Genomic DNA, 24155 nt, shown 5'->3' on the forward strand with positions numbered 1-24155 from the left:
TGCTCACCTGTGGATCACCTCGATGAGGGCGTCGACGGGCGCCTCGGCGACGCCGAGGACCAGCGCCGGAACCAGACCGATCGCCAACGCGAGCAGCACCAGCGGCGCCCACGCGGTCAACTCCGCGCCGGCCAGACCCGCGCCGACGCCGCCCACCGCGGGGCTTGGCCGGCCGTGGGTGACCTGGCGCAGCAACCGCAGGAAGTACGCGGCCGTGAGCGCGCCACCGACCGCCGCGAGCACCCCGAGGGTCAGCCACAGCGGGCCGCCCACCTGAATCGCCGCGACCACCGCGAACGCCTCCCCCCAGAAGCCGGCCAGCCCGGGTAGGCCCAGCGACGCGACGGCCGCGAACGCCAGCAGACCGGCGAGGCGGGGCGCGGTCTCCCGAAGCCCGGACAGCTCGGCGAGCGCGCCCGTGCCGGTGCGGTCCTTCACGGCCCCGGCCAGGAAGAACAGCAGGCCGGTGATCACCCCGTGGGCCACGTTGCCGATCAGGGCCGCCTGGACGCCGGTGGCGGTCAACGTGGCGACGCCCAGCAGGACGAAGCCCATGTGCCCCACGCTCGAGTACGCGATGAGCCGCTTCACCTCGACCTGGGCCAGGCAGACCAGCGAGCCGACCAGGATCGCGGCGACCGCCAGCACCCCGAGCACCGGGGCGGCCCAGCGGGCGCCCTCCGGGGCCACCCCCACCGCGACCCGGATCAGCCCGTACGTGCCCATCTTGAGCAGCACCCCCGCCAGCACCACGCTGCCCACCGTCGGGGCCTGCGTGTGCGCGTCGGGTAGCCAGGAGTGCAGCGGCCAGAGTGGACTCTTCACCGCGAACGCGAGCGCGAACAGCGTGAACGCGGCCAACTGGGTGCTCCGGGACAGCCCGGCCCCGCCGGTCAGGGCCACGATGTCGGCGGTGCCCGCGGCGGCGACCACGACGTACACGCCGACCAGCAGCAGCACCGAGCCGACGAGGGTGTACAGCACGAACTTGCGGGCCGCCCGACGCCGGTCGACGCCGCCCCAGCCGGCGATGATCGCGTACATCGGCAGCAGGACGACCTCGAAGAACAGGAAGAACAGCACCAGATTCAGCGCGAGGAACGTGCCGAGGATGCCCACCTCCACGACCAGCAGCAGCGCCACCAACGCCCGGCCGCTGCCGCCCTCGGGCACCCGCCACAGCGAGTACGCGCAGCAGAGCAGCGTGAGCAGCGCCGTCAGCACCACCAGCGGCCAGGAGATGCCGTCGACGCCGAGGTGGAAACGCAGATCCAGGCCGGACGCCCAGGGCAGGTCCACGTCGTGCCAGGGGCGCACCGCCGGCGTGCCGGCCGACCAGGCGAACCAGCCCCGTCCACCGGACACCAACGCCACGGCGGCCAGCAGGGTCAGCGCCGCCGCGACCGTACCGACGATCCGCGCCACCCGGTCCCGGGGTGTCGCCGCCACCGCGACCGTGCCGAGCGCCGGCACCACCAGCACGGCGACGAGCAGCACCTGTCCGAACGTCATCGGACCGCCTCTCTTCGCGACTGCGGGGCTCGCAAAACCGGCTCACTCCTCGCGCTCACCGGACCGCCTCCAGGACGGCCGCCGCCAGGCCGATCAGCAGCGCGCCGGCCAGCACACCGGCGGCGGCCCGGGGCAGCGCCGCCCGGTGCAACGCGGCCAGCCCGACCCCCAGGCCCGTGGCGGCCCGGCCGCTGCCCTCCACGACCCCGTCCACCACCACCTCGTCGCCGGTACGCGCGAGGCGGGCCAGCGCCCGGACGGGGCGTACGACAAGGGTGTGCTGAACATCGTCGAGCCGGAACGCGCGGGCGAAGACCGGCCGCAGCGGACCCAGCGCGGTCGCCGGATCGGCGGCCGCGTCCCGACGCCAGCGCGCCCACACCAGCCCCGCCCCCACCAGCAGCAACGCCAGCGGCAGCAGCAGCCCCGGACCCACGTGGACCAGGCCGTCCTCCGCGCCCGCGACCGGCACGGTGGCGAACCGCAGCCGGTCGGCGAACGCGCCGACGAACCCGGCCAGGCCCAGCAGCGCGGCCGGCACGGCCAGCAGCAGCACCGGCCAGCGCAACACCGCCGGCGGGTCGTGCGGGTGGACCAGCGGCAGCCGGGGCTCGCCGAAGAAGGCCCGCAGCAGCAGTCGCCCGGCGTACCAGGCGGTGATCGCCACACCGAGCAGCCCCGCCAGCCAGACCAGCCAGCCCACCCACGACGGCGCGGGGCCGGTACCCTCCAGCGCGGCCGACTCGGCGACCGTCAGCACGCCGTCCTTGCTCCAGAAGCCGGCCAGCGGAGGCACCCCGGCCAGCGCGCCGAGGCCGATCACCGTGCACCAGAACGTCACCGGCATGGCCCGGCGCAGCCCACCCATCTCCGACATCAGCGTGGTGCCCACCGCGTGGATCACCGCACCGGCGGCGAGGAACAACAGCGCCTTGAACGCGGCGTGGGTGAGCAGGTGGAACAGCGCCGCCGACGGCGAGCCGACGGCCAGCGCGCCGGTCATGTAACCCAGTTGGGAGACGGTCGACCAGGCCAGCACCCGCTTGATGTCGTCCTGCGCGGTGGCGGCGAGCGCCCCGAGCAGCAGGGTGATCGCGGCGAGCACCCCGAGCACCGTCAACGTCACCGGAGCGGCAGTGAACAGCGGGTAGAGCCGGGTCACCGCGTACACCCCGGCGGCGACCATCGTCGCGGCGTGGATCAGCGCGGAGATCGGCGTCGGGCCGGCCATGGCGTCCGGCAACCAGGTGTGCAGCGGGAACTGCGCGCTCTTACCGGCCACACCGGCGAGCAGCAGCAGACCGGCGGCGGTCAGGGTCGCGCCGGAATGATCGTGCGCGAGCACGTCGGCGATCCGGAAACTGCCCGTCGACACCCCGAGCAACGCGATGCCGAGCAGGAAGCCGACGTCACCGACCCGGGTCACCAGGAACGCCTTCATGGCGGCGGCCGGCGCGCCCGCGAGCCGGCGGTCATGGGCGATGAGCAGGTACGAGCAGAGGCCCATCACCTCCCACCCCACCAGCAGCATGATCAGGTCGCCGGCGACCACCACCAGCAGCATCGCCCCCGTGAAGAGACTGATCTGGGCGGCGTACGGCGGATAGCGGTGGTCGACGTCGACGTCGTCGTGCGGGCCGCGCCGCAGGTAGCCGACCGAGTAGACCTGCACGGCCAGGGCCACCGCGGCGACCGCCACCGCGACCAGCGCGGCGGCGCCGTCCAGGCGTACCCCCAGGGTCACCGCCAACCCGCCGAAGTCGACCCACGTCGTCGACGTCTCCGTCGGACCGTCGACAGTCACCAACAGGGCCACGGCCAGCGCCAGCGCGCCGGCGGCGCCGGCCACACCGATCGTCACGGCCGCCGTTCGGGCCCGGCCACCGCCGACCGCGCCCCCGGGATGCCGTGGGGCCGGCGGCAGCAGCAGACCGGCCAGACCGGCGAGCAGCGGTACGGCGGGCAGCGCCGCCCCGAGCAGCCCGGTCACCGGGTCGCCTCCGCGTCCCGCCCGACGGCCCCGGCCGGTTCGGTCAACGCCACGTCGTCCACCGCCACCGTGGACCGCAGGCGGTAGAGCTGGAGCACGATCGCCAACCCCACCCCGATCTCGGCGGCGGCGAGCACGATGACGAACAGCGCGAACACCTGCCCGGAGTGCGGCAGAACCGCGCGCACCGTGGCGTCCGCGGTGACCAGGATCAGGTTCACCGCGTTGAGCATCAACTCGACCGACATGAGCACCAGCACGGCGTTGCGTCGACGCAGCACGCCGTACACGCCGAGGCCGAACAGCAGCGCGGCGGTGACGTACGGGATGACCGGCCTCACCGACGCCCCCCGGAGGCCAGTTCCGCTGCCGGCGCGGGCTTGTCCTCGGTACGGCGGCCGATGTCGGGCCGGGACAGCACGACCGCGCCGACCAGGGCGGACAGCAACAGGACGGAGAGCACCTCGAATGGCAGCACCCAGGAGGAGAAGATCTGCTCCCCCAGCCGCTCCGCCGTACCCGCGCCGGGCAGCGCGACGGCGCTCCACCGGTACGCGTCGATCAACAGCACGCTCAGCCCCAGCCCGGCCCCGCCACCGATCAGCGCGGCGGGCCAGCCGGGCCGGTCCAGATCGTCGGACGCCCCGATCGGGGCCCGCGTCAACATCACCGCGAACAGCAGCAGCACCACCACCGCGCCCACGTAGATCAGCACCTGGACCCAGGCGACCAGCTCCGCGCCGAGCACCAGATAGTCACCGGCCAGCGCGCCCAGGCAGACCACCAGGTAGAGCCCCGCCCGGACCAGATGCTTGGTGGTCACCACCAGCACACCGGCGCCGACCGCCACCGCGCCCAGCGCGAGCAGCAGCAGGTCCGCGCCGGTCACCGGGCCGTCCCCACGGCTCGGGCGGTCACGACGTCGGGCCCTCGTCGCCGGGGCGTACCGCCGGTGCGATCGACCGCGCGGCCTTGCGCGCGGCGGCGGTCTCCTCCTTGGCCGGCTCGCCGTTGGGATCGTGCGCGGGCGGCGGCGGCACCGTCGCCATCCACTGGCCCAGGTGGTCCTTGTCGTGCAGCAGGTCCTTGATGTCGTACTCGGCGTACTCGAACTCCGGCGACCAGTAGAGCGCGTCGAACGGGCAGACCTCGATGCAGATGCCGCAGTACATGCAGAGCGAGAAGTCGATGTCGAACCGGTCGAGCACGTTGCGCTGACGGGGACGGGCGGCGCCCGGCACCGCCACCTCCTCCTTGTGCGAGTCGATGTAGATGCACCAGTCCGGGCACTCGCGGGCGCAGAGCATGCAGACCGTGCAGTTCTCCTCGGACAGCGCGATCACGCCACGCGAGCGCGGCGGCAGCTCGGGAGCGACGTCCGGGTACTGCTGCGTGGTCGAGCGGCTGGTCATCGTCTTGAGGGTGACCGCCAGCCCCTTCACCAGACCGGCGCCGGGCAGGCCGCGCTCGCTGGCGCCGCCGGCCGGATCGCCGCGCTCGCTGGAATCGGTCATGTGGACCATCCTGCCCTGTGGCCCCGGCGCGCGCGACCACCACCCACAGGTCCGCGGCGGTACCGTGGCCGCGGGGAGGACGACCGCACCTGGAAGGACCCGCCATGACCGCCGCGCTGCAGTTCGACTACCCGCCCGAGAGCGGATGGACGACTGACGATCTGGACGCGCTGCCCGAGGATGGCCGTCGCCGGGAACTGCTCGATGGAATGCTACTGATGTCCCCTCACCCCACCCGCACCCACCAGAGCATCGCCGGCCGGCTCATGGCCGCGCTCGACGAGGACTGCCCCGACGGCTACGACGTGACCCAGGCGGTCGAGGTACGGATCAACCGCACCCGCTCCTTCATCCCCGACGTGCTGATCACCACGGCTGCCGCGGCAGCTCGCGAGCCGTCGAGGTACGAGCCGCACGAGGTGGTCGTCGCCATCGAGATCGTCTCGCCGAGCACCCGCTCGATCGACCGGGTGTTGAAGCCGGCGCTGTACGCCCAGGCCGGCATCCCCTACTACTGGCGGATCGAGACCCTGGACGGCGACCTGGAGGTCGTGACGTACCGGATCGACGCGGTGAACGAGGTCTACGCCGAGACCGGGCGGTGGACGAAGTTCGTCGACACCGGCGAGCCGTTCCCGATCAACCTGCCGATCAGCCGGATCACGCCGCGGAGCCGCTGAGGCCGCCGGCCGGCGGCACCATCTCGACGCCGAGCTGCTGAAGGAGCTGGAGCAGCTCGTTGCAGCTCCACACGTCGATGATCCGGCCAGCGGTGTCGAAGCGCAGGAACGTCGCCCCCGAGTAGCTGACCACCTGCCCGGTCGGCGGCACCGGCCCGAACTGCCCGGCGTGGGTGCCCGCCGCCCGCCAGTGCACGGCCACCCGCCCACCCGCGGCGACCACGTCGACGATCTTGTAGCGGAGGTCCGGGAAGGCCTCCCGGCGCTCGCGGTGCCAGGCCAGCGTCGCATCCGGCCCCGTCCCGCCCAGCCCCGGACACTCCCCGGCGATCAGCTCGTACGCCGACTCCTCCCGACGCGCGTTCCACACGTCGGCGATGAGCCGCCGGGCCGCCGTCTCCACATCCGTCATGACGGCAGGGTAGCCAGAAAAGATGCGGCCCAGCGCCGGGAGCAGCCGAGGTTGGCCCGTACCGCGCCGAGGGCCCGGATTTCGGCGAGGATGGGCAGTGAGGGCAACCGGAGCCGGAGGGCGGACGACGTGGCGCAGACAGGCGGGAAGTACGTCGAGCCGGGTGGCGAGTTCACCCGGGATCAGCGGTACATCGCCACGCGGATCACCGCGGACGGGCGGGACGGTTACCCGGTGGAGCCCGGCCGGTACCGGCTGGCGGTCAGCCGAGCCTGCCCGTGGGCCAACCGCCTCGTCATCGTGCGACGGCTGCTCGGCCTGGAGGACGCCATCTCGATGGCGATCGCCGGCCCGACGCACGACGCCCGGAGCTGGACCTTCGACCTCGACCCGGGTGGGCGCGACCCGGTGCTCGGCATCGAGCGCCTCCAGGAGGCGTTCTTCGCGCGCTTCCCCGACTACGAACGGGGCATCACCGTACCGGCAATGGTGGACGTGCCCACCGGGCAGGTGGTGACCAACGACTACGCGCAGATGAGCCTGGACCTGTCCACCGAGTGGAAGCCGTACCACCGCGAGGGCGCCCCGCAGCTCTACCCCGAACACCTACGCCAGCAGATCGACGAGGTCAACGACGTGGTGTTCCGCGACGTCAACAACGGCGTGTACCGGTGCGGGTTCGCCGGCAGCCAGGAGGCGTACGACAAGGCGTACCACCGGCTGTTCGACCGGCTGGACTGGTTGACCGAGCGGCTGACCAATCAGCGGTACCTGGTCGGCGACACCATCACCGAGGCCGACGTGCGGCTGTTCACCACGCTGGCCCGTTTCGACCCCGTCTACCACGGACACTTCAAGTGCAACCGGCAGAAGCTGAGCGAGATGCCGGTGCTGTGGGCGTACGCCCGGGATCTGTTCCAGACCCCCGGGTTCGGCGACACCATCGACTTCGACCACATCAAGCGGCACTACTACCAGGTGCACCGCGACATCAACCCGACGGGGATCGTTCCGCTCGGCCCCGACCTGTCGAACTGGCTCACCCCGCACGGCCGGGACGCCCTGGGCGGCCGCCCCTTCGGCGACGGCACCCCACCCCCACCCCCGGCCGAACCAGTAGACCCCACCCACACCCCCCTCCGCTAACCCCCCGCCCGCCCGCGCCCGCGCCCCGCGCCCGCGCCCCGCGCCCCGCGCCCCGCGCCCCGCCGATCTTGCACTTTCTGTCGTCGATGTGAGTGGGATGCCCCTTATGCCGCCGCAGTAAGTGCAAGATCGCGGGTGACCATCGCCCGGCCTCATCGATCATGGAGTTGTGGTGCCGGTTTTGGGGGTTGCCGGGCGCTTTGTCACCCACCACAACTCCATGATCGACGGGCGAGGGCGGGGCGAGGGCGAGGGCGGGGCCGGGGCGAGGGCAAGGCGGGGCGAGGCGGGGCGAGGGCGGGCGGGGCGGGGCGGGGGCAGGGCTGGGCAGAGGCGGGGTTAGAGGGCTACTCGGACTGCTGCGGTCAGGACCAGTTGGGCCAGGGAGGCGGGGACCAGGACCAGCCAGCAGAGGCGTTGGAGTTGGTCCTCGCGCAGGCGGGGGTAGGAGACCCGAAGCCAGATGATCACGAAGGCCACGGCGGCGATCTTGAGCAGGGTCCAGAGCCAGCCGAGCTGGTCGTCGGCGAACGGTCCCTGCCAGCCGCCCAGGAACAGCACCGTGGTCAGCGCGGCGATCACCACGATGCCGACGTACTCGGCCAGCAGGAAGAACGCGAACCGCAGACCCGTGTACTCGGTCATGTAGCCGAACACCAGCTCCGAGTCGGCCACCGGCATGTCGAACGGCGGGCGGCGGATCTCGGCCAGCCCAGCGACGAAAAAGATGATCATCGCGGGCGCCTGCCAGAGCAGCCACCAGGGCTGCCACGCCTCGACGATGCCGGACAGGCTGAGCGTGCCCGCCGCCATCGCCACCGACGCGGCGGCCAACACCAGCGGCAGCTCGTAGCCGAGGAGCTGGGCGGCCCCGCGCAGCCCGCCGAGCAGGCTGTACTTGTTGGCCGACGCCCACGCCGACATGAGCACCGCCACCACACCGATGCCGACGACGGCCAGCACGAAGAACAGGCCGATGTCCAACGGCTGCCCGACCAGGTCGTTCGGGCCGAGCGGAATGACCAGCAGCACCAGCAGGTAGGGCACCAGCGCCACAGCGGGGGCCAGCCGGAACACCGCCCGGTCCGCCTCGCGCGGGGTGATGTCCTCCTTCTGCACGAACTTCACACCGTCCGCCACGAGCTGCGCCCAACCGTGGAAGCCGCCCGCGTACATCGGGCCGAGCCGGCCCTGCATGTGCGCCATCACCTTGTGCTCGGCCTGACCGACCAGCAGCGGCAGGGTGAGGAACGCGACCACCACGCCGCCGATCCGGAGCACCAGCTCCACCCAGAGCGGCATCAGCGCGTACCCCCGTCGTCGTCGCCGTCGTCGCGCGCCGCCGGGTCCGCGACCGGCTCGGGCCGCGCGGACCCCGCCGGGCCGTCGGCGGCGTCGGCAACCCGGGGAGTACGCGCCGGACGGGCCCCGGCGCGGGCCGCGCCGGACGGTCACCGGCCGGTCGGGCCGGGGTGCCGCCGCGCGGCCCCTCCCCACACCACCCGCGCCGGCCGGGGTGGGCGTCGTCCCCCACTCGCCCGGAGCGGGCACGCCCGGCGGGCGGATCGGCCGGCGGCCACCGCCGGCCTCCGACTCACCCGGTTCCTTCGCGCCCGGCCAGGGCTTCGCCACCCTCGATGCGAGCACGAACTCCTTGCGCAGCGGGTTGCCCTCGAACTCCGGGGGCAGCAGCAGCGGTCGCAGCTCACCGTGCCCGGCGAAGTCGATGCCGAACATCTCGTGGGTCTCCCGCTCGTGCCAGGCGGCACCGGGGTAGAGGTCCACCACCGAGGCCACCGAGGGCGCGTCGCGGGGCACCCGGGTACGCAGCAGCACGCCGTGCCGCAGTCGCGTCGACCAGAGGTGCGCGACCACGTCGAAGCCCCCGGCCAACTCGTCGACCGCCGACAGCCAGTCGAAGAAGTCGCAGGCCAGCTCGGTGTCGTCGCGGGCGGCGCGGACGGCGGTCGACCAGCTCGCCGGCGGTACGTCGACGGTGGCCCGGGCGAACCGCTGCCCGCCGGAGACCGACGCGGTCGCCTCGACCGGCGCGAGCAACTCGACCAGCCGAGCGCCGACCTCTTCTGACGTCATGCCGCTGATCCTAGGGTCTGTTTCAGGAGGGCGGTCGAGCCGAGGCGAGGTCCGGGCGGCGACCGGCCTCCGGTGATCTGGTGGCTTTACCGGCGGTTGTCCCGCCCACGGGGAAAGATGAGGGCGTGCGCGCTGTGACGGTGAAACCCGGGCAAGCCAACTCGCTGAGCCTCGTCGAGGATCAGCCGGAGCCGGCGTCCGAGGAGGGCGCTGTCCTGGTCGAGGCCCTGGCCGTGGGCATCTGCGGCACCGACCACGAGATCATCGCGGGCGACTACGGCGAGGCGCCGCCGGGCGCCGATCGGCTCGTGATCGGGCACGAGTCGCTGGGCCGGGTGCTCGACGACCCGACCGGCACCCTGCAAGCCGGCGACCTGGTGGCCGGCATCGTCCGGCATCCCGACCCGGTGCCCTGCCCCAACTGCGCGGTCGGCGAGTGGGACATGTGCCGCAACGGTCAGTACACCGAGCACGGCATCAAGGCGCTGCCCGGTTTCGCCCGGGACCGTTGGCGGATCGAACCGGAGTTCGCGGTCAAGCTCGACCCCGCGCTGGCCCAGGTCGGCGTGCTGTTGGAGCCGACCAGCGTGGTGGCCAAGGCATGGGACCACATCGAACGGATCGGGCACCGGGCCGAGTGGCAGCCGCAGACCGTGCTGGTGACCGGGGCCGGGCCTATCGGGCTGCTGGCGGCGCTGCTCGGCGCCCAGCGCGGGCTCACCGTCCACGTGCTGGACCGGGCCACCGACGGGCCGAAGCCGGAGTTGGTCGCCGGGCTGGGCGCCACCTACCACGCGGTGCCGGTCAACGACCTGCCCTTCGAGCCGGACGTGGTGATCGAGTGCACCGGCGCGCCCACGGTGGTCCTGGACGTCATGTGCAAGGCCGCGCCGAACGGGATCGTCTGCCTGGCCGGGGTGTCCAGCGGCGGCCGGAGCATCGACTTCGACGCCGGGGCGCTCAACCGGGCGCTGGTGCTGGAGAACAACGTGGTGTTCGGCTCGGTGAACGCCAACCGGCGGCACTGGAACTCGGCAGCGCAGGCTCTTTCGCGCGCCGACCAGGTCTGGCTCTCCTCCCTGATCACCCGGCGGGTGCCGGTGAACAGGTACGCCGACGCGTACACCGCCGGGCCGGACGACATCAAGGTCGTGCTCGAGTTCGCCTCGTGAACCGGTCAGATCCCCGGTAGCCGGCCGTTGCGGAACAGGTCCACGAAGAGTTGGTGGTCCTGCCGGGCGCGCACCCCGTACGCGTGCGCGAAGTCCACCAGATGGGTGACGAACCCCGACTCGTCGGCGTCCACGGCAGCGACGATCGCCTCCTCGGTGGAGTAGTCCACGAGGTCGTGGCTGGACTCGTCGTCGGCGACCGAGTGCATCCGGGCCACCGCCCGGCCGAGGTCGGCCAGCACCCCGGTCAGCTCGTCCGGCTCGTTCACGTCGGCCCAGTCCAGATCGCCGGCGTACGGGGAGACCTCGGCGACCAGTTGACCCGCCCCGTCCAGCTCGGTGTAGCCCAGCCACGGGTCGGCGTGCGCCTGCAACGCTCGCTGCGACTCGGCGGTCCGGTGGCCCTGGTGCCGGAAGTAGCCGGCCACCGACTCGTCGGTGCTGTAGCGGGCCACCGCCGGGACCTGCGCCTGCTTCATGTAGATCAGCACGTCGTTCTCCAGCGCCTGCGTGTGCCCCTCCAGCAGCAGGTTGTACGACGGCAGCCCGGCCGAGCCGATGCCCACGCCCTTGCGCAGCACCACGTCCTTGATCCGGGCGGCCCCTGGACGCAGCCGGGCGGTGGCCGCGGGCAGGGTCTCCAGGTAGTCCTCGAAGGCGGCGAGCACCCGGTCCCGGGTCGTGGCGTCGACCTCGAAGACGCCGTCGGTGACGGAGAACCGCCGCTCGTAGTTGTCGACGGTGGTCTGCGCGGCGAGCAGGTCGACCCTCGTGTTGAGGCGGGCCTGTTGGAGCACCCGACGCAGCACCCCGTCGGCGTTGTCCAGGGTGATCGACCCGATGGCGTCGTCCCCGCCGGCGGCGATGGCCCGCAACTCGGTCAGGTAGGCGCGGGCGAAGCCGGTCACCAGCTCGTCGATCACCGTGTCGGAGAGGGCCTTGCTGTAGCCGAGCAGCGCCACGCTGGCCACGAACCGCCGCAGGTCCCAGGTGAACGGGCCGACGTACGCCTCGTCGAAGTCGTTGACGTTGAACACCAGTTGCCCGGACGCGTTCATGTACGTGCCGAAGTTCTCCGCGTGCAGGTCGCCGTGGATCCACACCCGGCCGGTCCGCTCGTCGAGGAAACGGTCGTCGGCGAAGTCACCGCGCTGGTCGGCGTAGAACAGCGCGGCGCTGCCCCGGTAGAAGGCGAACGGCGACGCGGCCATCTTGCGGAACTTGCGCCGGAAGGCCGCCGGATCGATCGCCATCGACGCGCCGAACTCCGCGCTGAGCACCTCGGTGATGTGGTCCGAGCGCCGGTCCCCTGAGCTGGTCATGGTCCGCAGGCTAGCCGGCCGGGTCCACCACGGGCTGGCAGAACGGGGTGGCGGAACAGGAACCCATCGATCATGCTGTCTGCGTCACGCGCGGGGGCCCGGACACCACGGTCACGTCGGCCGATCGCTGCTGCCATGGGCGGCAGCAGGTCCCTCGCCGGGCGTCGACCACGGAGGACCGGACACACATGTTCCGCAAAACGGGGACCCTGCTCACCGCCGCACTGCTCGGCCTGACCGCCACGATCGGTGGGGCCGGACCGGCCGCCGCGGCACCGGCGGACGCCGCCGGCGGCACCGTGTCGGTGGGCAGACTGATCCTGGAGCCGACCGAGCGGGGCTACCTGGACAGCCTCCCGGTGACCGTCACCAACACCGGCAGCGAGACCGACTACTTCTACCTGACGCTGCGCGAGCCGGTCCCGGGCGCGTTCCAGGACACGGACAGCCGCTGCGACTGGTTCGGCGCGATGGAGGAGAACCGGCGGCTGTTCGACTGCTCCCTCTCGAACAACTGGGCCTACCTCGCCCCGGGCGAGAGCCGCACGGTCACGCTGGACTTCCACGTGCTGACCACCCCGCGGGCGTACCCGATGAGCATGACCGGAGGCCGGATCGCGGTCTCCTCGATCAACGGTGGCCTGATCGCGGAGAGGTCGCTCACCGCGCTGTTCCGGTCCACGACCGGGTCGCTGATCCGCCCCCGGCCGTACGTCCAGGACGCCCAGCCGGACGCCGCCATCGACTCGGTGGGCCCGGTGACCCTCGACCCGGAGGGCACCGGCCGCCTCTACCTGCCGGTGACCGTGCGGTACAAGGGGGACGCGCCGCACGTCGGCCTCGACATCAAGGCCAGTCCGCTGCCCGCCGGGTCGCGCATCGAATACACCATCCCGTCGGAAGGGCCGGTCCTGACGGACCATTCCTGGGTACCGGGGCAACGGATGATGCCCGGCGAGGTGCGTAGCTTCGGATTGGTGATCACCCCGCCGACCGACCCGGCCGACGCTCAGGACGTCATCACCCTGGCGTTGACGACCAACTGGTTCCCGTCGGGCCCGGACGCCGACCCCAGCGACAACACCGCCCAGACCACGCTGGCCATCGCGGCCACCAGCTGATCACCACACGGCAGGGCCGTCGCTCGGACTCGTCCGGGCGGCGGCCCCGGCGTTCGTCAGCCCGCGTCGGGTGGGCGTACGGGTGGGGCGGTGAGGGAGTCGACCGAGCGTGGGGCGCTGGCCTCGGCGGGCGCGGCGAGCAGGTCCCGCTGCGGCACTCCGCCGATCCCGGACTGCTCGGCGGCGATCTTCTCCTGAAGGCGCAGGATGCCGTGCAGCAGCGCCTCCGGGCGGGGCGGGCAGCCGGGCACGTAGACGTCGACCGGGATGAGCTGGTCGACGCCCTTGGTCACCGAGTACGAGTCCCAGTAGGGGCCACCGCAGTTCGAGCACGCGCCGAACGAGATGACGTACTTCGGCTCGGGCATCTGGTCGTAGAGCCGCTTGATGGCCGGGGCCATCTTGTCGGTCACCGTGCCGGAGACCACCATGAGGTCGGCCTGTCGGGGGCCGTGGGCGAACGGGATCACGCCGAGCCGGATGAAGTCGTGCCGGCCCATGCTGGTGGCGATGAACTCGATCGCACAGCAGGCCAGGCCGAAGTTGAACACCCAGAGCGAGTAGCGGCGCCCCCAGTTCAGCACGAACCGGATCGGCTCACCGAGCACTGCCGGTAGCTGCACGGACGTCCCCTCTCCTCACCCCACAGTGAATCACAGCCGGCTGTCACGGACCGGACAGGCAACCCCACCGGGTCCGACCGCAACCGGCGGGCGCAGCAGAGTGTGTGACCGGTGCTGGCGAACACGCCGCCTGCGGCCACCACGGGGAGGACGAGTGCTTGTGACAGGAGAAGTACGGGTGGGCGGACCGCCCCCCGACCCGCCGGGAAGTCCTCTCCCCGCGACCGCCGAACTGGTCTTCGACGACTTCTACCACGCTCACTTCCGCTCGCTGGTGGTGCAGCTCACCGCGTACACGGGTGACCGTGGGCAGGCGCAGGACCTGGTTCAGGAGGCGTTCTGCCGGGCGTACGCCCACTGGGGTCGGCTCGCCCGGTACGACGATCCGCTGGCCTGGGTACGCCGGGTCGCCTGGAACCTCGGCCACAACCGCTGGCGGCGGCTGCGGACCGCGCAGGCCTGGCTGCTGCGGCAACGGGAGACACACGTCGCCGAGCCGAGCCCGGACCGGGTCGCCCTCGACACCGCCTTGGCCAAGTTGCCGCCGAAGCAGCGCCGGGCTGTCGTACTGCACTACCTCGCCGACCTGACGGTCGCCGAGATCGCCGCCCAGGAACGGGTCGCCGAGGGAACCGTCAAGTCCTGGCTGCACCGGGGACGGGCGGCCCTCGCGACGCACCTGCGCGACACCACCGAGGAGGTGCGAGATGTCTGATCAGGAGATCCTCGACCTCGCCGAAGAGTTCGCCCACTACCGCCGTACCGTGCTGGAGGAGGTCGAGGTGCCCGGGCCGGCCGCCGTGCGGCGGACGGCGCGAGGCCGCGGCCGTCGCCGGTTCGCCACCACCACCGCGACGGTGCTCGCGCTGTTCGGCGGGGCCGCCGTCGGGTACGCGACGATGAACGGCCCCGATCGCGAGCCGGGGCCCGTGGATCCCACGTCCGCGCCGTCCGCCAGCCCGTCGGCGACCGCGACCGCCAGTGCGACGGCGAGCCCGTCTGCCACGGCGTCGAACGGCGGCGCCAGCCCGACCGTCGCCGCCCCGAACGGCCGCATCGGCCGGGCCCAGTTGCTCGCCGCGACGGTGTCGCTGCCCGCCTGGACCACCCCGGCGGAATGCCCCACTGGGCGGGTGCGGCTGGGTGCCGAACCGGCCCGCGAAGGCGTCAACGAGCTGGTCGCGCTCGACTACGGCGACCTGGACGGCGACGGGGCGACGGAGACGGTCGCCCTCGTGCGCTGCCTGTTCGGCACCCGCGGGCCGTTCCAGGTGGTCGCCTTCGATCGGGACGCGTCCGGCCGGGTCGTCACCCTCGGCCGCGTGGCCGGCACCGCTTCGCCCACGCCGGGTTGGGTGACCGCCCTGGACGTACGCGACGACGGCGAGGTTCGGGTCGAGGTGCTCGACGTCGCGCCCGGCGGCGGCTGGCCGATGAAGAACTCCCAACGGCAGTGGCGCGGCTACCGCTGGACCGGTGACGCGTTCGACCAGGTGTCCGGGCCGAGCACCTTCGGCCCCAACCCGCGATCGGCCGACCTGTCGATCACCGCCACCGACCTGGTGTTGACCCCTGCGGCGGACGACTCCCGATCGGGCACGGTCACCGTGCGGATCCGCAACGACGCGGATCGGACGCCGCCCGGGGTGCTCTTCACCATCGAGCTGCCGAAGGCGCTGCGGCCCGTCGGGGACGGCTGGTCGGGCTGCGACATCGGGACGGGGAGCACCGTGCTGGTGTCCTGCCAGATAAGCGCCGTGCCTGCGCACGGCGAGATGCGGCGGACCCTGGAACTGCGGGTCGCCGCCGGTACCAGCCTGGCCCCGGGAAAAGCGACACTCTGGACCTGGTCCCGGGACCCGGACATGGACCCGTGGCTGGACAACAACAGCGATGACAACGAGTCGACCTTCGGCTATCGCTGACCCTTCCCGGACACGGACACGGATCGACTGGACGAGGCGGCCGCGCTCACCCGAGCGCGGCCGTCGTCGGCCTGCCCGTCCGCCGCGGCCCGCTCGTCGACTGTCGGATTCGCGGCTGGGCGGACCGCAACCAGGTGCCTCGCGGCGGAGTGTTACCGGCGCCCAGGGGCACCGGCCCAGCGGGCAAACGGGGAGGGGCAGTGACAGCAACGATGGGGGCCCGCGCCAACGAACCGCCGGCGGTGCTGACGTCCGGAGGGTCGAACGCGGCGGCGATCGCCTTCGACGACTTCTACCACGCGCACTTCCGGAGCGTCACGGCCCAACTGTGTGCGTACACCGGGGATCTGGGCCACGCGCAGGACCTCGCCCAGGAGGCGTTCTGCCGGGCGCTGGCACGCTGGGACCGCCTGGTCCGCTACGACGATCCGGTGGCCTGGGTCCGCCGGGTCGCCTGGAACCTGGCCCGCAGCCGCTGGCGTCGGCTCCGCACGGCACGCAACCACCTCCTGCGGCAGCGACGCGTCGAAGCCGAGGTGGACGGCCCCACGCCGGATCGGGTGGCCATCGACGCGGCGCTCACGCAACTGCCGCCCAACCATCGACGGCCGTCATCCTGCACTACCTGGCCGACCTGTCGGTCAGTCAGATCGCCCTGCAGGAAGGAGTGGCCGAGGGCACCGTGAAGTCCTGGCTGCACCGGGGCCGGACCGCCCTGGCCGGACTGCTGGACGAGAACACCGAGGGGGTGTCCGATGTCTGATCTCGACCCGCGGCTGCGCGAACGGTTGACCGCGTACCGTGCGGACGTCACCGCCCGGGCCGTCGGCCCCGGTCCCGACCAGGCCCGACGTACCCTGCGCCGTCGCCGGCGGACGAGGGTCGTGGCGGTCGCGGCGGCTGCGGTCGTGCTGGTGTTGGCGCCGGTCGTCGCCAACGCCGCGCTGAAGGGCGACCGGACGCCACCGGTACCGGCGGAGTCCGTCGACCCGACACCCCCGCCGACGACGACCCCGCCACCACCCACACCGTCGGTCAGCCAATCACCAGATTCCACACCCACTGCCGACCCGGGCGCCCCGGACGGCCGGATCAGCCGGGCCCAGTTGCTCGCCGCCCGTGTCGACCTGCCGACGTGGCCGCAGACCGCGCCGTCCACCTGCATCACGACGAACGTGCGGCTGGCGACCACCTCGAACAAGAGCTTCGTCCCGTTGCTCACCGACCTGTCCGTGGACCACGCCGACCTGGACGGTGACGGCGCTCAGGAGACGGTTGCCGTCGTCGCCTGCCGGTACGGGGAGGCGTTGGCGAAGCAGGTCGTCGCCTTCGACCGGGATGACGACGGGCGCATCGTGACGCTCGGCCGGGTCGTCCGGACCACCGACGGTGTCGAGGACATCCTCGGGGTGACCCTCACCGCGGCCGGCACGGTCGACGTGCGGGTGGCCGACCTGCAGCCGTGCTGCGACACCCCGACGTACTGGAAGCAGGAACAGACGCGTACCTACCGGTTCAAGGGTGGCCGGTTCGTGCAGACAGGCGTCCCCACGAAGTTCGGGAAGGATCCCCGGCTCACCGACCTGCGCCTGTCCATGACGCACACACTGGTAAACGTCACCGGTGGTCGCGAGCTGACCATCGTCCTCACCGTCACCAACGCGGGATCGGTCGACGCGGCCCAGGTCCAGTTCAGGGGCCTCGACGTGGGTGCGCCGACGACAGGTGACTGGTCCAGGTGTGACCCGGCGGCCGCGGCGGCCGACGACCACCGGACGTGTCTGGTGCCGGGGGTGCCGGCCGGCGAGTCGCGACGCTACACGTTCGTCCAGCGGGTGCCGAGCCGCTCGGGCACCGATGCGACCACCCGGTTCTTCTTCGTGACCCACTACGACGCGCAGGACCGGCAGTGGCGCGACCGCAACGAGAAGGACAACAAGGTGCAACTCCCCGGCGTGTTCTGACGAGGAGGATGTCCGGTGCCCCATCCCGTCGGGGTGGGGCACCGGGGTTCACTCGCCCGAACTCCAGTCGGGGCGTTGCAGGAGGCCCACGAACTCGACCAGCAACCTCTCGCGCAGCGCCGACGGGGCGGCGTCGAGCAGCGTGTTCACGACCGCCATCCGATCCGGCAGCGGACCGGAACTGTCGCCGCCGCCCAGGCCCAGCCCGGCCGCCAGGCCGGCCACCACCTCCGGCGTCAGCGCCTCGGGGGTGAGGACGCCGACCAGGGAAGCCACCTCGGCGGGCAGCCGCACCGGGCCGCTCGCCTGGGTCGCCGCCACCGCGGCGGCCAGATCCGGGCCGAACTCGGCCACCCGGGGCGCGACCGAGGCGGTCACCGTGAGGTGCACACTGGCCGGCAGATCGACGTACGACAGCTGGGGCTGGGTGTGCCAGCCACGGGCGGTCAACTCGTCGACCAGGACGAACAGGTCGGGGCCGCCCTCGGTGGCGGTGAAGCAGACCACCGTGGACTCCGGCTCGGCCATCAGCCGTAGCCCGTCGACGGCGCGGACCGCGTCGGCCAGGGCAGCGACCGCGTCCCGGGTGGTGGCGGCCAACCGCAGGTAGCCGGCGTCGCCGAGGTGTCGCAGGGTGGCGTACGCGGCGGCGATCGGCCCGCCCGAGCGGGTCGAGGCGATCACCGGGTTGATCATCGTGTAGCCGGGCCAGTCGGCGTACGCGAAGTACTGCGGCGCGCGTCCGGTGGCGTCCCGGTGCAGCAGCACCGACACGCCCTTCGGCGCGTACGCGTACTTGTGCAGGTCGACCGAGATGGACGTGACGCCGGGAACCGTGAAGTCGAACGCCGGCACCGGCTCGCCGAGGCGACGCAGGTACGGCAGGGACCAGCCACCGAAGCAGGCGTCGACGTGGCAGCGCACTCCGGCCTCGGCGGCGACGGCGGCGATCTCGGCGACCGGGTCCACCACCCCGTGCGCGTACGAGGGCGCGGAGCAGGCGACAAGTACCGTGTCCGGCCCGATCGCGGCGGCCATCGCGGCGGGTTCGGGACGCAGCGTGTCCGGCGAGACCGGCACCACGTCCAGCGCCACCCGCAGATAGTGCGCCGCCTTCGCGAACGCGGCATGCGCGGTCGACGGCACCACGATCCGGGGCGCGGCGATCTCCGGGTGCGCGTCCCGGGCCGCCTTGACGGCGAGGATCAGCGACTCGGTGCCGCCGCTGGTGACGCTGCCGACCACGTCCGGCGCGGTCGTCCCCGGGCCGCCGCCGAGCACCCGGCCGGCCGCGCCGACGAGCGCGTTCTCCATGGCCAGCAGGGACGGGAACGCGGTCGGGTCGAGACCGTTGACGTGGGCGCTCTCGGAGTGCGCGGCGGCGGTGAGGTCGTCGAGTCCCGGCACCGCCGGGTCGTAGACGTAGGCGAACAGCCGTCCACCGTGGGTGGGCCGGTCACCGGCGCGCAGCCGCCGAACCTCGTCCAGCGCCTGTTCCGCGCTGACCCCGTCGCGGGACAACGCGCCCGCCCCGAGCGTGTTCTCGTCGATCATGGAGTCATGGTGCCCTTCTAGTAACGGCTAACGGCTTTTGTCTCCCACCACAACTTCATGATCGACCCCGAGGGTGGGGGCAGGGGTGGGGAGGGTGTAGTGGCGGAGCAGGAGGATGGGGGGAGCTATCAGCAGGGCTGGGATCAGGGTGAAGCCGAGCAGGACGCCGAGCCTCGCCGTGTCGGACTGGGCGGCGGCGGTTCCGGTGTCGGAGGAGACGTAGCCGGAGACCTGCAGCACCAGGCCGTAGATGCCGGGGCCGAGCGCCAGGCCGAAGGTCTCCCCGGCGGTCCACAGGCCGGTGAAGACGCCCGCCTGCCGTCGACCGGTGCGTGCCGTCTCGTACGCGATGCAGTCGGGGAGCATGGCCAGCGCGAACACCTGTTGCCCGGCGTACCCGACGCCGAGCACCGCGACCACCAGGTAGACGGCGACCGACGGCAGCACCGGGGCGGCGACCAGGGCGAACGCCCCGGCGGCCAGGATCAGCCCGGCGACGACCAGGGCGGCCCGCTTGCCCAGCCGGGCGCCGACCCGGGCCCAGAGCGGCATCACCAGCAGCGCCGGCCCGACGAAACAGGCGAAGAGCAGCGTCGGCCCGTTCCGGTCGTCGCGCAGGATCTGCCCCGCGAAGTAGTTGACCCCGGCGAGGATGGTCGCCACCCCCACGGACTGCACCACGAAGCAGATCAGCAGCGCCCGGAACGGCCGGTTGGCCCCGGCCACGGCGAGCTGCGCACGCAGCGTCGGTTCGCTGACGTCGACCACACCAGCGGGTGCGGACCGGGTGCCGAGAAACGCGCCGAGCGCGCCGACGCCGATGAGCGCCGCCACGAACAGGCCCATCCAGCGGTGTCCGGGCACGCCGTCGCCGCCGGCCGTCACCACCAACGGGGCGACCGCGCCGGAGATCAGGATGGCCAGCGCCAGCACAGCGATCCGCCAGGTCATCAGCCGGGTGCGTTCGGTGTGGTCGTCGGTCATCTCGGCGGGCATCGCCATGTACGGCACCTGGAAGAAAGCGAACGCGGTGGCCGTGGCCAGGAAGGCGAGCGCCACGTACGTCGCGGCGGCCGGCCCCTTGTCGAACGGCGCCGCGAAGATGGCCGCGAAGAGCGCGGCGAGCGCGAAACCGGCGACGAGCAGGTACGGGCGGCGTGCGCCCCAGCGTGACCGGGTGCGATCGGAGATCCGGCCGGCGACCGGGTTCACCAGCACGTCCCACGCCTTCGGCAGCAGCACCAGCAGGGCGGCTACCCCGGCGGCGACGCCGAGCGTGTCGGTCAGGTAGGGCAGCAACAGCAGGCCGGGCACGGTGCCGAACGCGCCGGTGGCCAGCGAGCCGAGCGCGTATCCGACGTGCACCGGTCGGGGCAGCCGTCCGGTGGCGGGCAGGCCGGCAGCACCCGGCGGCTGGTTCATGGGGCCGAATGTTACTCACGTTATGGCGGGGGTCACATCCCCTCCCCGGGCGACCAACCCGCCGCCGCGATGTCCACCCCCGCGCCGCGCAACGGCGTCCCTTCGGCCCGCAGCCGGGCCCGCGCCTCGCGCTCGTGCCCCGGTGGCAACCGGCCGCCCGCGGTCACCACTCGATGCCAGGGCACCGAGCCACCGTGCCGGGCCATGATGGCGCCCACCAGGCGCGCGGAGGAGCGACCCGAGCGTTCGGCCAGCGCGTCGGCGACCGCGCCGTACGACATCACCCGGCCCTCGGGAATCCGCTCCACGAGGTCCAGCACGGCCTCGACGTACTCGTCAGGAGTCACAATCCGCCACCATATGGGAACGCCACCGGGCCACGCGGGCGTGACCACGCAGAATGGGCGGGTGCGCGACGCAGTCACGGCCGCTCGGCGGATCGTCGTCAAGATCGGGTCCTCCTCGTTGACCACCGCCACCGGCGGTCTCGCCGACGAGCGGGTCGACGCGCTCGTCGACACCCTGGGTCGGCTCGGCGCCGAGGGACGCGAGGTCGTGCTGGTCTCCTCCGGCGCGATCGCCGCCGGCCTCGCCCCGCTCGGTCTGACCCGACGTCCGCGCGACCTGGCCACCCAGCAGGCCGCCGCCAGCGTCGGCCAGGGCCTGCTGATCGGCAGGTACGCGGCCAGCTTCGCCCGGCACGACCGCACCGTCGGGCAGGTGCTGCTCACCGTCGACGACGTGACCCGGCGGGCGCACTACCGCAACGCGTACCGCACCCTGCGCAAACTCCTCGACCTGCGGGCCGTGCCGATCGTCAACGAGAACGACACGGTCGCCACCGAGGAGATCCGGTTCGGCGACAACGACCGGTTGGCCGCCCTGGTGGCCGCCCTGGTGCACGCCGACCTGCTGGTGCTCCTCTCCGACGTGGACGCGCTCTGGACCGGCGACCCGACCCGTCCACAGTCGGTGCGGATCGCCGAGGTCCGTAACGAGGAGGACCTCGCCGGAATCTCCATCGGCGGCGCCGGCCGGTCCGGAGTCGGCACCGGCGGCATGGTGACAAAGGTCGAGGCGGCCCGGATCGCCACCGGCTTCGGCATCCCCGTGGTGCTCACCTCCGCCGACCTGGCCGCCCCGGCGCTGGCCGGCGAGCCGGTCGGCACGCTGTTCCACCCGCAGCGGCAACGGCCGACGGCCCGGCTGTTCTGGCTGGCCCACGCCACCTCGCCCCGGGGACGCCTGCACCTGGACCCGGGCGCGGTGGCCGCCGTCGTGGAGCGGCGCAAGTCGCTCCTGCCGGCCGGCATCACCGCCGTGGACGGCACCTTCACCGCTGGCGACCCCGTGGACCTGGTCGACGACGCCGGTGCGCCGGTAGCCCGTGGCCTGGTCAACTACGACGCGGTGGAGCTGCCCGGCCTACTCGGCCGTTCCACCTCCGAACTCGCCGCGGCGCTCGGCCCGGCGTACGAACGGGAGGTCGTCCACCGCGACGACCTCGTACTGCTGTAAGCAAGGGCACCTTGTTAACGCCTAGCGTTGTACAAGGGGCCCTTCCTAACGCGAGGAGTGACCGATGAGCGTCGTCGAGCAGGCGAAGCGGGCGCGGGACGCCGCTGCCGAACTGGCCGTGGCCACCCGTACCGTCAAGGATGCCGCGCTGGTCGCGATGGCCGACGCGCTGGTGACGCGTACCCCGGAGATCCTCGCCGCCAACGAGGCGGACCTGGCGGCCGGGCGCGAAGCCGGGCTGAGCGCGGCCGTGCTGGACCGGCTCGCCCTCGACGAGGGCCGGGTGGCCGGCATCGCCGGAGCGCTGCGTGAGATGGCCGCGCTGCCCGACCCGGTCGGCGAGGTGGTCCGCGGATCGACCCTGCCCAACGGGCTGGAACTGCGCCAGATCCGGGTGCCGTTCGGGGTGGTCGGCATCATCTACGAGGCGCGGCCCAACGTAACGGTGGACGCCGCCGGGATCTGCCTCAAGTCCGGTAACGCGGCGCTGCTGCGCGGGTCGTCGTCGGCCGCGCACTCGAACGCCGCGCTGGTAGCGGTGCTGCGCGACGCGGTCGCCGGGGCCGGTCTGCCGGCGGACGCGGTGCAGTTGCTCGACGCCAGTTCGCGCGACTCGGTCAAGGAGCTGATGCGGGCTCGCGGGCTGGTCGACGTGCTCATCCCGCGCGGTGGCGCGTCGCTGATCCGCACCGTGGTCGAGGAGTCGACAGTGCCGGTGATCGAGACCGGGGTGGGCAACTGCCACGTCTACGTCGACGCCGCCGCCGACCTGGGCAAGGCCGTCGCGGTGACGTTGAACGCCAAGACGCAGCGCCTGTCCACCTGCAACACCGCCGAGTCGCTGCTGGTGCACGTGGACGTCGCCGACGCGTTCCTACCGCCGATGCTGGCCGCGTTCGCTGAGGCCGGCGTGACCGTGCACGGCTCCCCCGAGGTGGTCGCCCACTCGGCGGCCGTCGTCCCGGCCACCGAGGAGGACCACGCCACGGAGTACCTGTCGGCCGACATCTCGGTGGCGGTGGTCGACTCGCTGGACGCGGCGGTCGCGCACATCCGCCGCTTCGGCACCGGACACACCGAGGCGATCATCACCGACTCGACGACCGCCGCCCGCGAGTTCGTCGCCCGGGTGGACGCGGCGGCGGTGATGGTGAACGCGTCGACCCGGTTCACCGACGGGGGCGAGTTCGGCTTCGGCGCGGAGATCGGCATCTCCACGCAGAAGCTGCACGCCCGGGGGCCGATGGGCCTGCCCGAGTTGACCAGCACCAAGTACGTCGTCACCGGCGACGGTCACGTGCGCTGATCGCCCGGCCGGCAGGCCCGGATCGCGGACAGCGTGGAGTGCACGTCGAACTGGTGACCGTCGTCGCTCTCCCACCCACCGTCGCTGCGCTGGGTCTCGCCGAGCCGCCGCAGGGCGCGCACCATGACCCAGTCGTGGGAGTCGATGCCGACGCGGCGCAGCGTGGCCGCCAGCCATGCCACGTCGCCCGCTGACATCGTGGCCATCCGTTCGGCGAGCACCACCTGGATCCGCGCCGACTCCTGGAACATGTCCTGGCGGTGCAGTACTGCCGCGCTCAGCCAGCCGGCGGCGAGGAACGACGGCCAGGTCCCGTCCGGGCGCAGCCGCGCGACGATCGACTGCGCCGCGGCCTGCACCACACCGGCGTACGCCCCACCGACCCGGTGATCGAGCGGACCTGAGGCGCGGGCGTCCAGGCCGGCGACGGTGAGCCAGAAGCCGGCGTTGGCGGTGAGGAAGAGTTTGGCCTCGGGGTCACCGGGTCGGGCCCACTCGGGCGCCGAGCCGGCCAGGGAGAGGTCCTCGTCCCAACCGCCGTCGGGCTGCTGCCGGGACGCCAACCAGTCGAGCGCCCGGCGGGCGGCGGGACGACCCAGCGCACCGAGGTCGTCCAGCTCGCCGAGCCGGAAACAGGTGGCGTCGACCGAGGCCACCTCACCGCCCCAGGTCGCCGGCCAGCCGCCGTCGGGTGACTGGCCGACCTCGGCCGCGTCCAGCAGCTCCGGCGGGGCGGGCGTGCCGTTGCGCAGCCAGGAGAGGCGGGCGCGTTCCACCGCGTCCCCGTGCGCCACGACGAACCCGATCGCGGCTTCCAAGTCGACCACGGCGGAGACGCTACCTGCGCAGACACGATCCCGCCTCGGGGAATCGGCCAGCC

At 72.7% G+C, this 24155-nt stretch carries 22 protein-coding genes and 2 pseudogenes; 10 read left to right on the forward strand and 14 right to left on the reverse strand.

All coding sequences use genetic code 11. The annotated features are described in order from the left end of the window. Positions 1–3: 3 nt before the first annotated feature. The 5 genes from ACQP03_RS30760 to ACQP03_RS30780 are packed head-to-tail and all read right to left on the reverse strand — an operon-like array spanning position 4 to position 5025. Positions 4–1512 carry a complex I subunit 4 family protein gene (locus ACQP03_RS30760; RefSeq protein ID WP_433459336.1) on the reverse strand — a complete coding sequence of 503 codons (1509 nt, stop codon included), beginning with the start codon at positions 1510–1512 and terminating at the stop codon, positions 4–6. A gap of 55 nt (positions 1513–1567) precedes the next feature. Further along, positions 1568–3502, reverse strand: a complete 1935-nt coding sequence (locus ACQP03_RS30765) for an NADH-quinone oxidoreductase subunit 5 family protein (protein WP_433459338.1) — start codon at positions 3500–3502, stop codon at positions 1568–1570. Further along, positions 3499–3843, reverse strand: coding sequence for an NADH-quinone oxidoreductase subunit NuoK (gene nuoK / locus ACQP03_RS30770; protein WP_357134107.1), 345 nt, complete (start codon positions 3841–3843; stop codon positions 3499–3501). Before nuoK ends, ACQP03_RS30765 begins: the two co-directional genes overlap by 4 nt. Next, positions 3840–4391, reverse strand: a complete 552-nt coding sequence (locus ACQP03_RS30775; RefSeq protein ID WP_433459341.1) for an NADH-quinone oxidoreductase subunit J family protein — start codon at positions 4389–4391, stop codon at positions 3840–3842. The genes nuoK and ACQP03_RS30775 overlap by 4 nt, the downstream gene beginning before the upstream one ends. 25 nt (positions 4392–4416) lie before the next feature. Then, complete coding sequence (locus ACQP03_RS30780) at positions 4417–5025, reverse strand: NuoI/complex I 23 kDa subunit family protein (protein WP_357134112.1); 609 nt, start codon at positions 5023–5025, stop codon at positions 4417–4419. A gap of 95 nt (positions 5026–5120) precedes the next feature. Between ACQP03_RS30780 and ACQP03_RS30785 the strand changes: the two genes are divergently transcribed. Continuing rightward, entirely contained in the window at positions 5121–5696 is a 576-nt protein-coding gene (locus tag ACQP03_RS30785) for a Uma2 family endonuclease (protein ID WP_357174324.1), read from the forward strand. Here the strand turns inward: ACQP03_RS30785 and ACQP03_RS30790 are convergent. After that, entirely contained in the window at positions 5677–6108 is a 432-nt protein-coding gene (locus ACQP03_RS30790; RefSeq protein ID WP_357134114.1) for an ester cyclase, read from the reverse strand. The genes ACQP03_RS30785 and ACQP03_RS30790 overlap by 20 nt on opposite strands. A 129-nt stretch (positions 6109–6237) precedes the next feature. Between ACQP03_RS30790 and ACQP03_RS30795 the strand changes: the two genes are divergently transcribed. Then, on the forward strand, positions 6238–7254 hold the full coding sequence (locus ACQP03_RS30795) for a glutathione S-transferase family protein (RefSeq protein ID WP_433459344.1): 1017 nt from the start codon (positions 6238–6240) through the stop codon (positions 7252–7254). A 339-nt stretch (positions 7255–7593) separates the two neighbouring features. Here ACQP03_RS30795 and ACQP03_RS30800 read toward each other — a convergent pair whose 3' ends face one another. Together ACQP03_RS30800 and ACQP03_RS30805 are read right to left on the reverse strand one after the other, a co-directional pair. Then, on the reverse strand, positions 7594–8556 hold the full coding sequence (locus tag ACQP03_RS30800) for a complex I subunit 1/NuoH family protein (protein ID WP_355053351.1): 963 nt from the start codon (positions 8554–8556) through the stop codon (positions 7594–7596). A 195-nt stretch (positions 8557–8751) separates the two neighbouring features. Further along, positions 8752–9348 (reverse strand): annotated as a pseudogene (locus ACQP03_RS30805) (NADH-quinone oxidoreductase subunit C); the annotation flags it as partial. Between the two features lie 125 nt (positions 9349–9473). Between ACQP03_RS30805 and ACQP03_RS30810 the strand changes: the two are divergent. Then, a complete protein-coding gene (locus ACQP03_RS30810; RefSeq protein ID WP_357174318.1) occupies positions 9474–10520 on the forward strand; it encodes a glucose 1-dehydrogenase in 1047 nt (348 codons plus the stop codon). Positions 10521–10525: 5 nt separating this feature from the next. On the opposite strand, the gene ACQP03_RS30815 is transcribed toward ACQP03_RS30810, so the two are convergent. Then, positions 10526–11842 (reverse strand): DUF2252 domain-containing protein, encoded by a 1317-nt coding sequence (locus tag ACQP03_RS30815; protein WP_357134122.1) that lies wholly within the window; start codon positions 11840–11842, stop codon positions 10526–10528. 188 nt (positions 11843–12030) lie between these two features. Here ACQP03_RS30815 and ACQP03_RS30820 point away from each other — a divergent pair, with 188 nt between their 5' ends. Next, positions 12031–12963 carry a hypothetical protein gene (locus ACQP03_RS30820; protein WP_357174315.1) on the forward strand — a complete coding sequence of 311 codons (933 nt, stop codon included), beginning with the start codon at positions 12031–12033 and terminating at the stop codon, positions 12961–12963. Between the two features lie 56 nt (positions 12964–13019). Here the strand turns inward: ACQP03_RS30820 and ACQP03_RS30825 are convergent, their stop codons facing one another. Further along, positions 13020–13586: an NADH-quinone oxidoreductase subunit B gene (locus tag ACQP03_RS30825; RefSeq protein WP_355053355.1), complete on the reverse strand. Its 567-nt coding sequence runs from the start codon at positions 13584–13586 to the stop codon at positions 13020–13022. 178 nt (positions 13587–13764) lie between these two features. On the opposite strand from ACQP03_RS30825, the gene ACQP03_RS30830 reads away from it, so the two are divergent. The 4 genes and pseudogenes from ACQP03_RS30830 (at position 13765) to ACQP03_RS30845 (ending at position 17475) form a co-directional block, all read left to right on the forward strand. After that, positions 13765–14301, forward strand: coding sequence for a SigE family RNA polymerase sigma factor (locus ACQP03_RS30830; protein ID WP_357134126.1), 537 nt, complete (start codon positions 13765–13767; stop codon positions 14299–14301). After that, a complete protein-coding gene (locus tag ACQP03_RS30835) occupies positions 14294–15511 on the forward strand; it encodes a hypothetical protein (RefSeq protein ID WP_433459348.1) in 1218 nt (405 codons plus the stop codon). Before ACQP03_RS30830 ends, ACQP03_RS30835 begins: the two co-directional genes overlap by 8 nt. Before the next feature lie 212 nt (positions 15512–15723). Then, positions 15724–16274, forward strand: a pseudogene (locus tag ACQP03_RS30840) (SigE family RNA polymerase sigma factor). Further along, positions 16267–17475, forward strand: coding sequence for a hypothetical protein (locus ACQP03_RS30845; RefSeq protein ID WP_433459350.1), 1209 nt, complete (start codon positions 16267–16269; stop codon positions 17473–17475). Before ACQP03_RS30840 ends, ACQP03_RS30845 begins: the two are co-directional and overlap by 8 nt. A 48-nt stretch (positions 17476–17523) precedes the next feature. Here the strand turns inward: ACQP03_RS30845 and ACQP03_RS30850 are convergent, their stop codons facing one another. The 3 genes from ACQP03_RS30850 to ACQP03_RS30860 are packed head-to-tail and all read right to left on the reverse strand — an operon-like array spanning position 17524 to position 20798. Further along, positions 17524–19029 carry a pyridoxal phosphate-dependent decarboxylase family protein gene (locus ACQP03_RS30850; RefSeq protein ID WP_357134132.1) on the reverse strand — a complete coding sequence of 502 codons (1506 nt, stop codon included), beginning with the start codon at positions 19027–19029 and terminating at the stop codon, positions 17524–17526. A gap of 27 nt (positions 19030–19056) precedes the next feature. After that, positions 19057–20451 (reverse strand): MFS transporter, encoded by a 1395-nt coding sequence (locus ACQP03_RS30855; RefSeq protein WP_357134134.1) that lies wholly within the window; start codon positions 20449–20451, stop codon positions 19057–19059. A 32-nt stretch (positions 20452–20483) separates the two neighbouring features. Further along, positions 20484–20798 carry an MGMT family protein gene (locus ACQP03_RS30860; RefSeq protein ID WP_357134136.1) on the reverse strand — a complete coding sequence of 105 codons (315 nt, stop codon included), beginning with the start codon at positions 20796–20798 and terminating at the stop codon, positions 20484–20486. Between the two features lie 13 nt (positions 20799–20811). On the opposite strand from ACQP03_RS30860, the gene proB reads away from it, so the two are divergent. Next, entirely contained in the window at positions 20812–21969 is a 1158-nt protein-coding gene (gene proB, locus ACQP03_RS30865; protein ID WP_357134138.1) for a glutamate 5-kinase, read from the forward strand. A 64-nt stretch (positions 21970–22033) separates the two neighbouring features. Then, complete coding sequence (locus tag ACQP03_RS30870) at positions 22034–23275, forward strand: glutamate-5-semialdehyde dehydrogenase (protein ID WP_357134140.1); 1242 nt, start codon at positions 22034–22036, stop codon at positions 23273–23275. Here ACQP03_RS30870 and ACQP03_RS30875 read toward each other — a convergent pair. Further along, on the reverse strand, positions 23263–24153 hold the full coding sequence (locus ACQP03_RS30875) for a prenyltransferase/squalene oxidase repeat-containing protein (RefSeq protein WP_357134165.1): 891 nt from the start codon (positions 24151–24153) through the stop codon (positions 23263–23265). The two genes, ACQP03_RS30870 and ACQP03_RS30875, sit on opposite strands and share 13 nt — an antisense overlap. Between the last annotated feature and the right edge of the window lie 2 nt (positions 24154–24155).

This window comes from Micromonospora sp. CA-248212, from assembly GCF_050948405.1.
In the GTDB taxonomy this organism is placed as follows: domain Bacteria; phylum Actinomycetota; class Actinomycetes; order Mycobacteriales; family Micromonosporaceae; genus Micromonospora.

Coding starts and splice junctions, on each gene's coding strand:
- ACQP03_RS30870 (WP_357134140.1), top strand. CDS start 22,034: ATGAGCGTCGTCGAGCAGGCGAAGCGGGCGCGGGACGCCGCTGCCGAA.
- ACQP03_RS30785 (WP_357174324.1), top strand. CDS start 5,121: ATGACCGCCGCGCTGCAGTTCGACTACCCGCCCGAGAGCGGATGGACG.
- ACQP03_RS30815 (WP_357134122.1), bottom strand. CDS start 11,842: ATGACCAGCTCAGGGGACCGGCGCTCGGACCACATCACCGAGGTGCTC.
- ACQP03_RS30850 (WP_357134132.1), bottom strand. CDS start 19,029: ATGATCGACGAGAACACGCTCGGGGCGGGCGCGTTGTCCCGCGACGGG.
- proB (WP_357134138.1), top strand. CDS start 20,812: ATGGGAACGCCACCGGGCCACGCGGGCGTGACCACGCAGAATGGGCGG.
- ACQP03_RS30800 (WP_355053351.1), bottom strand. CDS start 8,556: ATGCCGCTCTGGGTGGAGCTGGTGCTCCGGATCGGCGGCGTGGTGGTC.
- ACQP03_RS30790 (WP_357134114.1), bottom strand. CDS start 6,108: ATGACGGATGTGGAGACGGCGGCCCGGCGGCTCATCGCCGACGTGTGG.
- ACQP03_RS30780 (WP_357134112.1), bottom strand. CDS start 5,025: ATGGTCCACATGACCGATTCCAGCGAGCGCGGCGATCCGGCCGGCGGC.
- ACQP03_RS30820 (WP_357174315.1), top strand. CDS start 12,031: ATGTTCCGCAAAACGGGGACCCTGCTCACCGCCGCACTGCTCGGCCTG.
- ACQP03_RS30835 (WP_433459348.1), top strand. CDS start 14,294: ATGTCTGATCAGGAGATCCTCGACCTCGCCGAAGAGTTCGCCCACTAC.
- ACQP03_RS30845 (WP_433459350.1), top strand. CDS start 16,267: ATGTCTGATCTCGACCCGCGGCTGCGCGAACGGTTGACCGCGTACCGT.
- ACQP03_RS30855 (WP_357134134.1), bottom strand. CDS start 20,451: ATGAACCAGCCGCCGGGTGCTGCCGGCCTGCCCGCCACCGGACGGCTG.
- ACQP03_RS30760 (WP_433459336.1), bottom strand. CDS start 1,512: ATGACGTTCGGACAGGTGCTGCTCGTCGCCGTGCTGGTGGTGCCGGCG.